11 protein-coding genes are annotated in these 15,043 nt (G+C 64.7%); 10 read left to right on the top strand and 1 reads right to left on the bottom strand.

Features of this window, described 5'->3' with window-relative positions:
- Positions 1–4 precede the first annotated feature (4 nt).
- From WS70_RS29445 to WS70_RS29490, 10 genes are all read left to right on the top strand, one after another.
- Positions 5–1,078, top strand: a complete 1,074-nt coding sequence (locus tag WS70_RS29445; protein ID WP_059596969.1) for an HlyD family secretion protein — start codon at positions 5–7, stop codon at positions 1,076–1,078.
- The gene (gene rbbA, locus WS70_RS29450) at positions 1,075–4,014 is read left to right on the top strand and encodes a ribosome-associated ATPase/putative transporter RbbA (protein WP_059596968.1); all 2,940 of its coding nucleotides are present in this window, start codon (positions 1,075–1,077) and stop codon (positions 4,012–4,014) included. The genes WS70_RS29445 and rbbA overlap by 4 nt, the downstream gene beginning before the upstream one ends.
- Positions 4,015–4,016: 2 nt before the next feature.
- Positions 4,017–5,141: an ABC transporter permease gene (locus WS70_RS29455; protein ID WP_059596967.1), complete on the top strand. Its 1,125-nt coding sequence runs from the start codon at positions 4,017–4,019 to the stop codon at positions 5,139–5,141.
- 676 nt (positions 5,142–5,817) lie between these two features.
- Complete coding sequence (locus WS70_RS29460; protein ID WP_082716350.1) at positions 5,818–7,101, top strand: acyl-CoA dehydrogenase family protein; 1,284 nt, start codon at positions 5,818–5,820, stop codon at positions 7,099–7,101.
- 49 nt (positions 7,102–7,150) lie between these two features.
- Entirely contained in the window at positions 7,151–7,642 is a 492-nt protein-coding gene (locus tag WS70_RS29465) for a PhzA/PhzB family protein (RefSeq protein WP_059472614.1), read from the top strand.
- Positions 7,643–7,666: 24 nt separating this feature from the next.
- Positions 7,667–8,290 carry an isochorismatase family protein gene (locus WS70_RS29470; RefSeq protein ID WP_059472615.1) on the top strand — a complete coding sequence of 208 codons (624 nt, stop codon included), beginning with the start codon at positions 7,667–7,669 and terminating at the stop codon, positions 8,288–8,290.
- Positions 8,287–10,209, top strand: a complete 1,923-nt coding sequence (locus tag WS70_RS29475) for an anthranilate synthase family protein (RefSeq protein WP_059596966.1) — start codon at positions 8,287–8,289, stop codon at positions 10,207–10,209. The genes WS70_RS29470 and WS70_RS29475 overlap by 4 nt, the downstream gene beginning before the upstream one ends.
- A gap of 36 nt (positions 10,210–10,245) precedes the next feature.
- Complete coding sequence (locus WS70_RS29480) at positions 10,246–11,448, top strand: PhzF family phenazine biosynthesis protein (protein WP_082716351.1); 1,203 nt, start codon at positions 10,246–10,248, stop codon at positions 11,446–11,448.
- A gap of 28 nt (positions 11,449–11,476) precedes the next feature.
- Complete coding sequence (gene phzG / locus WS70_RS29485; RefSeq protein ID WP_059596965.1) at positions 11,477–12,115, top strand: phenazine biosynthesis FMN-dependent oxidase PhzG; 639 nt, start codon at positions 11,477–11,479, stop codon at positions 12,113–12,115.
- 26 nt (positions 12,116–12,141) lie between these two features.
- Entirely contained in the window at positions 12,142–12,963 is an 822-nt protein-coding gene (locus tag WS70_RS29490) for a class I SAM-dependent methyltransferase (protein WP_059596964.1), read from the top strand.
- Positions 12,964–13,605: 642 nt separating this feature from the next.
- Here WS70_RS29490 and WS70_RS29495 read toward each other — a convergent pair.
- Positions 13,606–15,039 carry a class II 3-deoxy-7-phosphoheptulonate synthase gene (locus WS70_RS29495; protein ID WP_059596963.1) on the bottom strand — a complete coding sequence of 478 codons (1,434 nt, stop codon included), beginning with the start codon at positions 15,037–15,039 and terminating at the stop codon, positions 13,606–13,608.
- Between the last annotated feature and the right edge of the window lie 4 nt (positions 15,040–15,043).

A 15,043-nucleotide genomic window follows, 5' to 3' on the forward strand; every position in this document is an offset into this window, starting at 1 on the left:
TGTCATGATCCAGGTCACCAGGAAGCAGATCGTCGCCGCGGCCGCCGTCGCCGCGGTCGCGCTCGGCGGTTACTACGGCTGGACGCTGTTGCGCAATCAGGGCCCGGGCGACGGCTTCGCGAGCGGCAACGGCCGCATCGAGGCCACCGAGATCGATGTCGCGACGAAGCTGCCCGGCCGCATCGACGAAATTCTCGTCGACGAAGGCGATTTCGTGAAGGCGGGCCAGCCGCTCGCGAAGATGGAGATCCAGGTGCTGCGCGCGCAGTACGACGAAGCGACCGCGCAGCGGCAGCGCGCGCTGAACACCGCGGCCGGCGTCGAGTCGCAGGTCGCGCAGCGCAGGAGCGACAAGGTGGCCGCGCAGGCAATGGTCGTGCTGCGCGAGAGCGAGCTCGACGCCGCGAAGCGCCGGCTCGTGCGTTCCGAGACGCTGTCGCGCGAAGGCGCGTCGTCGATGCAGGAGCTCGACGACGATCGCGCGCGCAGCCGCAGCGCGCAAGCGGCCGTGTCCGCGGCGGCCGCGCAGGTTTCCGCCGCGCAGGCCGCGATCGAGGCGACCGAAGCGCAGCTCGTCGCCGCGCATTCGGCGGTGACGGCGGCCGATGCGACCGTCGCACGCGTGCAGGCCGACATCAACGACAGCGAGCTCGCGTCGCCGCGCGACGGCCGCGTCCAATACCGCGTCGCGCAGCCGGGCGAAGTGCTGCCCGCGGGCGGCAAGGTGCTGAATCTCGTCGATCTGTCGGACGTCTACATGACGTTCTTTCTGCCGGAGACGGTCGTCGGCCGGGTCGCGCTCGGCGCCGACGCGCGGATCATCCTCGACGCCGCGCCGAACTACGTGATTCCCGCGACCGTGTCGTTCGTCGCGAGCACCGCGCAGTTCACGCCGAAGACCGTCGAAACCGCGAGCGAGCGGCAGAAGCTGATGTTTCGCGTGAAGGCGCGGATCGACCGCGAGCTGCTGCAAAAGCACTTGAAGCTCGTGAAGACGGGGCTGCCCGGCGTCGCATGGGTCCGCGTCGATCAGAGCAAGCCTTGGCCCGCGCAACTGATGGTCAAGGTCCCGCAGTGAGCACGCCGAGCGTCGTTCGATTCACGGACGTCAGCCTGCGCTACGGCAGGACGGTCGCGCTCGACCGCATCACGCTCGACGTCCCCGCCGGTCTCACGATCGGCCTGATCGGGCCGGACGGAGTCGGCAAGTCGAGCCTGCTCGCGCTCGCGTCCGGCGCGCGCGCGTTGCAGACGGGCGGCGTCGATGCGCTCGACGGCGACATGCGCTCGCGACGCCATCGCGAGCGCGTGTGCCGGCGCATCGCGTACATGCCGCAGGGGCTCGGCAAGAATCTGTATCCGACGCTGTCGGTCGAGGAAAACCTGCAGTTCTTCGCGCGCCTGTTCGGCCATGACGCCGACGAGCGCCGCCGCCGGATCGATGCGCTCACGCAGAGCACGGGCCTCTTCCCGTTCCTGTCGCGGCCGGCGGGCAAGCTGTCGGGCGGGATGAAGCAGAAGCTCGGCCTGTGCTGCGCGCTGATCCACGATCCCGACCTGCTGATCCTCGACGAGCCGACGACGGGCGTCGATCCGCTCGCGCGCGCGCAGTTCTGGGATCTGATCGCGCGGATCCGCGCGGAGCGGCCGACGATGAGCGTGATCGTCGCGACCGCATACATGGACGAGGCGCAGCGCTTCGACTGGCTGATCGCGATGGACGCGGGCCGCGTGCTCGCGACGGGCGCGCCCGCCGAGCTGCTCGCGCGCACCGGCTGCGACACGCTCGAAGCGGCGTTCATCGCGCTGTTGCCCGCGGACAAGCGGCGCGATCACAAGCCGGTGAAGATCGAGCCGCTGCGCGCCGACGCGCAGGCGGGCGTCGCGATCGAAGCGCGCGGCCTGACGATGCGCTTCGGCGACTTCACCGCGGTCGATCACGTGAGCTTCCGGATCCGCCGCGGCGAGATCTTCGGCTTCCTCGGCTCGAACGGCTGCGGCAAGTCGACGACGATGAAGATGCTCACGGGCCTCCTGCCCGCGACCGAAGGCGACGCGCGGTTGTTCGGCAAGCCCGTCGATCCGAAGGACATCAACACGCGCCGGCGCGTCGGCTACATGTCGCAGGCGTTTTCGCTCTACAGCGAGCTGACGGTTCGGCAGAACCTCGTGCTGCACGCGCGCCTCTTCGGCGTGCCGGCCGCCGACATCGGCGCGCGCGTCGACGAGATGGCGCACCGCTTCGGCCTCACCGACATCTTCGATACGCTGCCCGACAGCCTGCCGCTCGGGATGCGCCAGCGGCTGTCGCTCGCGGTCGCGATGGTCCACAAGCCGGAGCTGCTGATCCTCGACGAGCCGACGTCGGGCGTCGATCCTGTCGCGCGCGACGGCTTCTGGCAGTTGATGATCGATCTCGCGCGCCGCGATCAGGTGACGATCTTCATCTCGACGCACTTCATGAACGAAGCGGAGCGCTGCGACCGGATCTCGCTGATGCACGCGGGCCGCGTGCTCGCGAGCGACTCGCCCGCCGGGCTCGTGCGCGCGCGCGGCGCGGCGACGCTCGAAGATACATTCATCGGGTATCTCGTCGATGCGTCGGCAGAGGAGCAGGACGGCGGCGGCGCGGCGGAAGCGGCGAGTTCCGCGCATCGGCAACGCGCGGCCGGTGGGAATGCCGATGCCGACGTCGATACTCACGCCGACGCGCGTGCAAGAGTCGGCGCCTCGGCCGACAGCGATGCCGTCGCCGACGCCGGCGTCAAACTCGAAACCCGAGACAGCGCCGCCGCCGCGTCACGCGCCATATCCGAAGCACCCGACGCACCCGCCCCGCTCGTCGCTTCGCCGCGATCCGCACCAACCGAAATCGACCTGCCCCACCGCGCCTTCAGCGCCCAGCGCGCGCTCAGCTACATGTGGCGCGAGATGCTCGAACTGCGCCGCGACCCGGTTCGCGCGACGCTCGCGCTGATCGGCTCGCTCGTGCTGATGTGCGTGATCGGCATCGGCATCAGCCTCGACGTCGAGGATCTGACCTACGCCGTGCTCGACCGCGACCAGACCGAGCTGAGCCACGACTACGCGCTGAACCTGTCCGGCTCGCGCTACTTCGTCGAGCGGCCGGCGCTGTCCGACTACGCGGAGCTCGACCGCCGGATGCGCGACGGCGAGCTGTCGCTCGCGATCGAGATCCCGCCGCATTTCGCGCGCGATGTCGAACGCGGCGCTTCCGTGCAGATCGGCATGTGGATCGACGGCGCGATGCCGCAGCGCGCGGAGACGATCCGCGGCTACACGATCGGCATGCATACGATGTGGCTCTACGACCAGGCGCAGCATCGCCTCGGGATGACGGCCGCGCCGCGCGCGGACATCGTCACGCGCTATCGCTACAACCCGGACGTGAAGAGCCTGCCCGCGATGATCCCCGCCGTGATGCCGCTCCTCTTGCTGATGCTGCCCGCGATGCTGACGGCGCTCGCCGTCGTCCGCGAGCGCGAGCTCGGCTCGATCCTGAACCTGTACGTGACGCCCGTCACGCGCACCGAGTTCCTGATCGGCAAGCAGGTGCCGTACGTCGTGCTCGCGATGCTGAACTTCCTGCTGATGACGGTGCTCGCGCGGATCGCGTTCGACGTGCCGGTCAAGGGCAGCTTCATGACGCTGCTGCTCGCGGTGCTGATCTTCAACGTCGTCGCGACGGGCATCGGCCTCCTCGCATCGACGTTCACGCGCAGCCAGGTCGCCGCGATCGTGATGACGATCATCGGCACGATGATTCCGACCGTGCAGTTCGCGGGCCTGCTGACGCCGCTGTCGTCGCTCGAGGGCGCCGGACGCTTCATCGGTGCCGTCTATCCGGCGACGTACATGCTGTCGATCAGCCGCGGCGTGTTCAACAAGGCGCTGTCGCTCTCCGATCTCTACTCGCAGTTCTGGCCGCTCGCCGCTTCGGCGCCGGTGATCCTCGGCGCGACCATACTGCTCTTGAAAAAACAGGAACGCTGATCATGCAGCGCCTCGCGATCGTCTATCGTCTCGGCGTCAAGGAGCTGTGGAGCCTCGTGCGCGACCCGATCCTGCTCGTGCTGATCGCGTACACGTTCACCGTGTCGATCTACTCGGCCGCGACCGCGCGCCCGGACACGCTGCACATGGCGCCGATCGCGATCATCGACGAGGATGCGTCGCCGCTGTCCGCGCGGATCGCATCGGCGTTCTTCCCGCCGCAGTTCGCGCTGCCGAAGATGGTGACGCTCGCGCAAGCGGACCGCGGGATGGATGCGGGCGACTTCACGTTCGCGCTCGACATCCCGCCGAACTTCCAGCGCGACGTGCTCGCGGGTCGGCCCGCGCAGATCCAGCTGAATGTCGACGCGACGCGGATGAGCCAGGCGTTCACGGGAAACGGCTACGTGCAGCAGATCGTGAGCGGCGAGATCGACGATTTCGCGCGGCGCTACCGGACGAACGCAACGCCGCCCGTCGACATCGCGATGCACATGCGCTTCAACCCGAACCTCGACCAGACGTGGTTCGGTTCGCTGATGGAAGTGATCAACAACGTGACGCTGCTGTCGATGGTGCTCACGGGCGCCGCGCTGATCCGCGAGCGCGAGCACGGGACGATCGAGCACTTGCTCGTGATGCCGGTGACGCCAGGCGAGATCATGATGGCGAAGGTGTGGTCGATGGGGCTCGTCGTCGCGTGCGCGGCGGTGTTCTCGCTAACGTTCGTCGTGCGCGGCGCGCTGCACGTGCCGATCGAAGGATCAGTCGCGCTGTTCGTCGTGGGGATGGCGATTCACCTGTTCGCGACGACGTCGATGGGCATCTTTCTCGCGACGCTCGTGCGCAGCATGCCACAGTTCGGGATGCTGCTGGTGCTGGTGCTGCTGCCGCTGCAACTGCTGTCGGGCAGCCTGACGCCGCGCGAGAGCATGCCGTTCGCGGTGCAGAACATCATGCTCGCCGCGCCGACGACGCACTTCGTCGAAATCGGGCAGGCGATTCTCTATCGCGGCGCGGGGATCGAGACGGTTTGGCGGCAGTTTCTGATTCTGGCGGTGATCGGGACCGTATTGTTTCTGCTGTCGTTGAAGCGGTTTCGGAAGACGATCGGGCAGATGGCATAAGACGAAGAGCAAAACCAGCCAATGGCGTTCCGGCCATGCGCAAATCGGTTCCAGAAAAAATAAACACGTCCCCATAAAATTGGGGCCAACGACACGATTCGCCCTCCGCCCCATTTGCACTCGTCAATAAATCACCCATAAAAATCCAAAAATTAAAAATAATTTTCCAAATAATAGATAAATATAACCACTCCATTCCGCATGGCATCTGCGACTCGTAATTACGCACCATATCATGCGACCTGAAATTATCAAGCAAAAAAATGTGTCCACTTCATATTAAAAAATATGACGATGAATTTCCGATTCGCCCACTGCGCATCAGCCCTTCCGGTCTTTTCATAAGCGCAAAGCCTTGAGAATACGTAGAAACGCCGGCATGCCGCCCCCATCGCCCCGTCGCTGAACCGATTCCCGTTTTGAGCCGACCTACTAGATTCGGCAGGTTGAATTACGTAGCCTCTCGACCATAATTTTTCACTGTTTGACGATCAATAAAATCAAATAAGAGACGGGTTTGATTTATTGATCACGCACTCAATCATCCCGATCATATCGGCCTTTAAAAGACGATCACCCCGCCCTCATCGTCCTAAAAAAATTCCCGCAGCATCAGAAACGACTCCCGTTGTTCGTATTTTCACCATGAAAACATCAATGGAATTTCGGAGATATTGTGGACACGATACCGACATCCCGGCGCTTTCCCGATCGTAAAGAGAACCGACGAGCATCGCCTGACGGGGAGGCGGCCGAACACGGAGAGAACGCGCTCGACGGCTCCGTTCCGGACCATCAAGCAATCGTCGCCAAAGCGGTCGACGTTGCAAGCGTTCTTTCCGAAGAGGCGCATGTGTCGGACAAGCAGCGGCGCCTGACCGACCGGACCGTCGCCGCCGTCACCGACGCGGGCCTGATGAGGCTGTTCTCTCCGCGACGGCAGGGGGGCCACGAAGCTCGCCCGAGCACGCTGTTCGACGTGTGCGTCGAGCTCGGACACGGCTGCTGTTCCGCAGCGTGGGTCACGAGCGTGCTCAACATGGGCAACTACATGGCCGCCCATTTCTCGGAGCGCGCGCAGGACGAAGTGTGGGACGGTAACAAGGACACGCGCACGGCACTCATCATCGCGCCTTCGAGAGCCGCCGTCGAACGCGTCGACGGCGGTGTCGTCGTAAGCGGCGAATGGGGCTACGCGTCCGGCAGCCTGCATGCCGAATGGATCGCGGCATTGATACCGAAAGGCGTCGACCGCGACGACGACACGACGAACCTCGTTCTCATGCGTGCCGACGAAGTCGAAATCCGCGACACCTGGCACATCACGGGCATGCGCGGAACCGGCAGCAACACCGTCGTCGCGAACCGGCTGTTCATCCCGCGCCATCGCGTAACCCCCTACGCGCCGATCGTGACTGGCGAATCGCGTCCTCCGTCGGCGCGGCATCCGCTCTACAGCGGCAGTTACTCGGGGCTGCTGTCGCTCGGCCTGCTGGGCCCGCAACTCGGCGCAATCGAAACCGCGCTGCGCCTCGTGCGCGAGCAAGCGCACGAGCGCCGTGTCGCATCATCCACGTTCCGGAGCCAGGCCATCTCACCCGCTTTCCAGACGGACATCGCCGAAGCTGCGCTGATGATCGACGGCGCGAAGCTGCATGCCCGCCGGATCGTCGAGACCGTCGAAGAACACGCATTGGCGGGCGCCTTGCCCGACGAACTGACCCGCTCACGGTTCCGAATGGAATCCACCCGTGTGACGCGCCTGTGCCGGGAAGCCATTGACCGCCTTATCACCGCCTACGGAAGCGCAGCCTTCTTCGAAACGAACCCGTTGCAACTGATCTGGCGCGACCTCCACGTCGCGAGCCGGCACGCAGGCTTCGGAATGGGCATTCCCCAGCTTGTCTACGGTCGAGCGCTCGTCGGTCTCGACCCGCGCGAAATCAGCTATCTCGTTTGATCCACCTCGGCCGTCATCCAGGCGGCCATCCTCTACTTAAGGAGTACTTATGTCAGACATCGAAACCCTCGTCAGTCCGTCGTCGAACCATGACGCGATCCGGCAGCGCAATCGGAAAATCGTCGAGCAGTACATGCACACACGCGGCGAAGCGCGGCTGAAGCGCCATCTGTTGTTTACCGAAGACGGCGTCGGCGGTCTCTGGACCACCGACAACGGCCAGCCCATCGTCATTCGCGGCCGCGACCGCTTGGCCGCGCACGCCGTGTGGTCGCTGCAATGCTTCCCCGATTGGGCATGGACCGACATCCAGATCTTCGATACCCAGGATCCGAACTGGTTTTGGGTCGAGTGCCGTGGAGAAGGCGCAATCTGCTTCCCCGGCTACCCCCAAGGACACTACACCAATCACTTCATCCACTCCTTCCGGTTCGAGAACGGACTGATCAAGGAGCAGCGCGAATTCATGAACCCCTGCGAACAATTCCGTTCGCTTGGCATCGAGGTTCCTGTCGTTCGCCGGGATGGTCTCCCGAGCTGAATATACGACACATGGAGGAGTTCAATGGCTGGCATTCCTACGATTCATCAATACGATCTACCTGACTCAAACAGACTGCCCGGCAATACTGTGTCATGGCGCATCGATCCGTCGCGCGCATTACTGCTGATCCATGACATGCAGAACTATTTCCTTTCCCCGTTTCCGCCGACGATGCGGGAGACGCTGACGGCCAACGTCGCATCGCTGCGCTCACGATGCCGGCAAGCCGGCATCCCGGTCGCCTATACAGCCCACCCGGGCCGCATGACCGACGAGGAGCGCGGCCTGCTGCGCGATTTCTGGGGACCGGGCATGGAGACCAAACCTGCCGACCGGGACGTCGCCGCCGCTGTCGGCCCGTCTCCCGGCGACTGGATATTCACCAAGTGGCGCTACAGCGCTTTCTTCCGTACCGGCTTGCGTGAGCGGATGCGCGAAAACGGCCGCGATCAGCTGATGCTCTGCGGCGTGTATGCGCACATCGGCGTGCTCATGTCGGCGGTCGACGCTTTCACGAACGACATCCAGCCGTTCTTCTTCGCCGACGGCGTGGCGGACTTCTCCGAAAGCCATCACCACCAAGCCTTGACGTACGTAGCCCAGCGCTGCGGCAAGGTCCTAACGACAAAGGAGGCACTTTCATGAGTGCCGATCATCACCCAGACCTTCTCGATCGCATCCTGAGCGGCCGAACGACTTGCTTCGCGCTCATCAGCCGTTCCGAAGGCAACGAGATCCACCACGCAAGCATCGACGTCATCGCGGGCGACGCGTCATATCCGGCCTCCCTTGCCGACCTTCCGCTGTCGCCCGTGCATGCCGGCGTGGCCGGGCGCGATCAGGAGCTCCTGCTGCTGGTGCCTTATCGTCAGTTGCACGAGCGCGGCTTCGAAAGCCGGGACGACGGCGCGCCACTCGTCGCCGTCGCCTGCACCGAGCACGAGACCGTCGCCGTATCCGAGGCACTGGCGCGAATCCCTGACGCCGAGACCGGGCTGAGCGGCCGTCACTTCGATATCGACGACGACGAATACGCCCGCATCGTCGAACGAGTCATCACCGACGAGATCGGCGCCGGCGAGGGCTCGAACTTCGTCATCAAACGCACCCTCAAAGGCGAGCTCCGCGACTATTCCGTCGGCAAGGCGCTTGCCGTCTTCAAGCGACTGCTGCGAAAGGAAAGCGGCGCGTACTGGATCTTCCTCGTTCACACCGGAGAACAGACTCTCGTCGGCGCCACGCCCGAGCGGCACCTGACCCTGAACAAGGGCAAGGCCACGATGAACCCGATTAGCGGGACCTATCGGTATCCGAAGACGGGCCCCACCCTCGAAGGAATCAGCGCGTTCCTCGGCGACCGGAAGGAGTCCGACGAGCTCTACATGGTGCTGGACGAAGAGCTCAAGATGATGGCGCGCATCTGCAAGACGGGCGGACAGGTCACGGGCCCCCACTTGCGCGAGATGACAAGACTCGCCCACACCGAGTATTTCATCGTCGGCCACACCGACACCGACGTTCGCGACCTGCTGCGCGAGACCATGTTCGCGCCGACCGTCACCGGCAGCCCGCTGGAGAGCGCCGCCCGCGTCATCGCGAGACACGAGCCGGTCGGCCGCGGCTACTACAGCGGCATCGCGGCCCTCGTCGGCCGGGATGCGGATGGCGAGCGCACGCTCGACTCCGCCATTTTGATCCGGACGGCGGAGATCGACCGTCATGGCCGGGTCCGCATCGGCGTCGGTTCCACGCTCGTCCGTCATTCCGATGCGGCGTCCGAGGTCATGGAAACGCACGCCAAGGTCGCGGCACTTTCGAACGCCTTCGATCCGCCGGATGCCGGCCTGCCCCTCGGCCAGCATCCGGCGGTGCAGGCGGCGCTCCGGCAGCGCAACGAGGGCATTGCCGACTTCTGGTTCAGGCAGCATGGCGCGCGGCATGGCGGATTGTCCCATCTGAGCGGCCGCCGCGCGCTCATCGTCGACGCGGAAGACCATTTCACCGCGATGATCGCCCAGCAACTCGCATCACTCGGTCTCATCACCGAAATCTGCGGCGTCTACGATCCCGCCGTCTTCGCCCATCACGACATCGTCGTCATGGGGCCGGGGCCGGGCGATCCAAGCGCCGTACGCGATCCGCGGATCGCTCGCCTGCACGCGTCGCTGCGCCGCCTGCTGGAAGAGCGCAAGCCGCTCGTCGCCGTGTGCCTGAGCCATCAGGTGCTAACCGCTGTCCTCGGCATCCCGCTCGTGCGGCGCCAGATCCCAAATCAAGGCATCCAGGTCGAGATCGACCTGTTCGGGCAACGGGAACGCGTCGGCTTCTACAACACCTACGTAGCACGAACTGCGCACGACGAACTCGACATCGACGGCGTCGGCATCGTCCAAGTCAGCCGTAATCCGCAGAGCGGCGAAGTCCATGCGCTGCGCGGCCCGTCTTTCAGTTCGATGCAGTTTCACGCCGAATCCGTGCTGACCGTCGACGGACCGCGCATCCTCGGAGAAGCCGCCACGCACGCGCTGCGCAGCAAAGAACGAACGGCCACCCTGACGGCCTGACCCCCTCCCCACAACCCCATATAGGACACGCATTTCATGATCGTCGACATCGTTTGGTGGGATCTGGACGGATCCACACCGACCATCGAATCGCTGAAAGCGCATTTGCACGACGGCACCGTCGGCCGCTGGACGAACGTGCCTGGCTTGAGACAGAAGCATTGGATAGCGGATGCGGAAAAGAACCGCTGGGGAGCGATCATGCTCTGGGACGGCAGCCGCCCCCCGGCCCACCTGATGCCCCCGAACGACGCACAAAACCTGATCGGACGGCCGGTTTCCCTGCGCGCACGCTTCGCGGTCGAAGCAAGCGTCGAACGCAGCGATATCCAGCGCTTCATGCGCGCCCTAGCCCCCTCGCCACTGCACGCGAATACGGCCGAACCGGGACCGGCTTCGTCTCCGATCGACTACCTCGTGGTCGACGCATTCACCCGCACTCCGCTCGAAGGCAATCCCGTCGCCGTCTTTCTCGTCGACGAGACGCTCGCGCCGCAGCGCATGCAACAGATCGCCCGCGAAATGAACCTCTCGGAAGTCACGTTCGTAATGCCGCCCAGGAACGACGGCGATGTGCACGTGCGCATCTTCACGCCGGTCAACGAGCTGCCGTTCGCAGGCCACCCGCTGCTGGGCACCGCAGTGGCGCTCAGGCATCTGAAAGCGCAGGACCGCTTCGTGTTCGAAACCGGCATGGGTCCCGTCACCTTCGATGTGCACTCCGAACAACCCGGCCTCGCATTCGTCACAATGCAGCAGCCGATTCCGACCTGGCAGCGCTACGAGCACGCCGATCGCCTGCTCGACGCGCTCGGCCTGAACGCCTCCACGCTCCCCGTCGAAGCATATCGAAACGGCCCCCGCCATGTGCTCGTCGGCTGTCCCAACGCCTCCGCGCTGTCGAACGTCCACCCGGATCATCGCGCGCTCGCCCAATTCGAGGACATGTCGGCCATTTGCCTCGCACCCGCCGGCGACCATTGGCGCTGCCGGATGTTCTCGCCCGCCTACGGCGTCACAGAGGACGCGGCGACCGGCTCCGCGGCCGGTCCCATCGCCATTCACCTCGCACGGCATCGACAGATTCCCTGGGGACAAGCGCTACACATCCTCCAGGGCGTCGAGATCAAGCGCCCCTCGCACATGTACGCGCTCGTGACGGGAACGGAGCACGACATCCGGTCCGTCGAGGTCAGCGGACATGGCGCCGTCGTCGCTCGAGGCCGGCTTGGCATCTAGAGTCTCTCGCCCTCACGGAAATACAGCCATGAATACCAGTCGATTCGAAAGCCTGACAGGGCACGTCGATGTCCCGTTCCCGGAATATGACGATCCACCGCCGGAGCCCCTCACACTACTTCGACGCTGGCTTGACGCGGCGGAATCCGCCCGCGTGCGGGAGCCGAAGGCGCTCGCGCTGGCAACGGCGACCGCAGACGGACGCGCGTCGACGCGCGTCGTCGCGTTCTGTGCCATCGACGACCGGGGCCTGATTTTCTGCACGCATTCCACGAGCCGGAAAGGCCGCGAGCTGTCCGAGACTGGCTGGGCCTCCGGCGTCCTCTACTGGCGCGAAACCGGGCAACAGATCGTGATTTCCGGGCCCGCGAATCTGCTGAACGAAAAGGAATCGGAAGCCCTGTGGTTCGCACGGTCGGTGCCCATGCACGCAATGTCGACAGCGTCACACCAGAGCGATCGGCTCACGGATCTAGAGGCGTTGCGCGACGAGGCAGCCGGCCTCCTCGCACTCGGGGTTCCGTTGCCCCGGCCGACCCGATTCGTCGGCTATCGCCTCGAGCCTCAAGAAATGGAATTCTGGGCCGCCAGTTCCGACAGGCTTCATCGTCGCCTGAAATACGATCGCCACGGCCGGTCCTGGAAAACCACGCGACTTCAACCCTGACGTTTTTCGGATAAGGAAACTTCCTCGTGACTACTCTCGATATCCCGGTCGGCGTCGGCCAGACCGCACTGTTCATCGCCTGGCAGCGTCATGCCGAAAGCCAGCGACCGGATGCGCTGTTTCATGATCCGTTCGCAGCCGCTCTGATCGAATACCTGGCGGGCACGCCGACTCATGCTCACGTCAGCGAAGTCGCCCGGCGCGCGAACTTCCCGCAGTACTTCGCCGTCCGCACCCGCTACTTCGACGATGAGATCCAAGCCAACCTGAGTCGTGGCCTCCGGCAGGTCGTCACGCTCGCGGCCGGCGTCGACGGACGCCCGGTGCGCCTGCCATGCCCCGACGGCACCCGCTGGTTCGAGCTCGATCTCGACGACATCATCGCCTTCAAGCGCGAACTGATGAAGCGGTCCAAGCTGTCTCTGCAATGCGACTGGCGTCCGATTGTCGCCGATCTGACGTCCGGCTGGGACCGCCCGCTACGCGCGGCGGGCTTCGATCCCACGCAACCGACCGTCTGGCTTGTCGAAGGACTGCTCATGTATCTGAGCGCCGCGGACGGCGACAAACTGATCCGCCGAATCTCCGATCAATCCGCTCCGGGCAGCGCGCTTCTGCTCGAACATCTCAATACCTTGATGATGAGCGACGAGGGCAAGGAAACGCGCAAACGCGTCGAATCCCAGGGAGCGCGCTGGTTGTCCGCGCGGGACGACATCCAGGACTGGCTCGCCCACTCCGGATGGACCGCAGCCGTCCATGCGTCGGTCGATCCGGAGATTGCGCACGGACGCAGCGTCGCTCACATCCCAGCAGGCTGGTTCGCCTCATCGACGCGCTCGCCCTGATTCGCCCGATGTAACGCAAACCGGTAAGCGCGGATGTCAGAGGGAAGTCGGCAACCCGGCGTCCCATCGAAGAGATCTGCGACTTACCGAGTCGCTTCGGATAGCGCGGCGCGGCTCTTACGGCGCGGCTGCCCGCGTCGCCATGGCGGTTCGTGCGATACGAGGCGTGCCGATCGGCGGCCGACCTTGCCGATCCGTCGAACGACAAGGAGTTCGTCGGGTAATCGAGTTGGAATCCGCATCGCCGAGCTGCCAGAGACGAAACCGCCTGCGATCGAGACGCCGGCCGATCTCCGTCGCCCCCGGCGGCGCGCAGTCGCGCGCACGTTCGATCGATTCGCGTTCGCCTGAACGGCGCCGACGGCACCCGGCGGCAATGCGATCCGGCACGCCCCGGCGCTACAACTGAACAACGACCACAATTGTGCCGCGCCGGTCCACCCGGCTTATCGTCGCACGCACGAAAACGACGAGCATGCCGCGCGTCGATTGATGTGCGCCCAGCGCTTGCCGCCGGCGACGGCCGCTTTCGGATTATCTCCCTCCTGTCGTACGTCTGATTCGATGACCGCAAGATTCGCATCGGCCGGTCATAATCGCCCCCCCAACACCGCGGCTGTCTCATTCGAGCCGGCGGGAATCTCAGACAGGGATCAGCATGGCCCGGTTGACGCTGCCCGTGCGACTTTTCGCGCCGATGTCGGCAATCGATGCCGTACCGCGCTTGCGTACGATCAACATCGCGATTTCCAGCGACTGTTCGTAGTTCAACCGCGGATCGACAGTCGACTTGTACGCGCGCAAAAGATCCGCTTCGGTTAGATTGCGCGCACCGCCAAGGCATTCGGTCACGTTCTCGCCTGTCAGCTCCAGATGCACGCCGCCCAGATGCGTGCCGCAGGCGGCATGAATATCGAATGCCGCTTCGAGCTCCGCGCGGATATTGTCGAATCGCCGGGTCTTCACGCCGCCCGGCGTCGTCTCGCCATTGCCGTGCATCGGATCGCAGCACCACAGCACGCGCTGGCCCTCGGCCTTGACGGCGTTCAGGTGCTGCGGCAATTCCGCGTCTATCGCCGCCGCGCCCATGCGCGTGATGAGCGTCAGGCGGCCTGCTTCGTTTTCGGGATTCAGCGTATCGATCGTGCGCAATAGCTGGTCGGGCTTCACGCCGGGCCCGACTTTCAAGCCGATCGGGTTGCGGATGCCCGAGCAGTATTCGACGTGCGCGCCGTCGAGCTGCGCGGTGCGCATGCCGATCCACGGAAAATGCGTCGACAGATTGAACCAGCCCCAATGCTGCGGCACCTGCCGTGTCACGGCCTCTTCGTAGTTCAGCAGCAGCATTTCGTGCGACGTGTAGAAGTCCACTTTCGCATAGCTGCCGAGCGGCTCGCCCGCGAGCGTCTCCATGAAGCGCACGGATTCGCCGATCGACTGCGCCATCCGCCGGTACTCGTCCTGAAGCCCCGCATGCGAAACCCACGCGAGATCCCAATACTCGGGATGGTGCAAGTCGGCGAAACCGCCGTCGATCAACGCACGGACGAAATTCATCGTCAGCGCAGACTTCGAATGCGCGTCGATCAGACGCTGAGGATCCGGCTCGCGGGCCTCCGCGCTGAACTCGCTCGCGTTGACGATATCGCCTCGGTAGCACGGCAAGGTCACGTGACCCCGCGTCTCCGTATCCGCCGAGCGCGGTTTCGCGTACTGGCCGGCGAAGCGACCGACGCGCACGACCGGCAGCTTCAAGCCATGCACGAGCACGAGGCTCATCTGCAGCAGCACTTTCAGGCGATTGGCGATGACGGGCGACGTGCAGTCGGCAAAACGCTCCGCACAATCGCCACCTTGCAGCAGAAAGCAGCGGCCTGCCGCCGCATCGGCCAGCTTGCGCTTCAGCGCCAGTACTTCCCATGACGTAACGAGCGGCGGCAGCTGACGCAGTTCGGCAACCGCGCGCTCCAGCGCCGCCGCGTCGCGGTATGTCGGCTGTTGCAATGCAGGCTTGGTTTTCCAAGAAGCAGGCGTCCAATGTTTGGTGACACGCACAGGAGAGAGATTGCGCTCCATAATT

The sequence above is a fragment of the Burkholderia mayonis genome (assembly GCF_001523745.2).
Classification (GTDB): Bacteria; Pseudomonadota; Gammaproteobacteria; order Burkholderiales; family Burkholderiaceae; genus Burkholderia; species Burkholderia mayonis.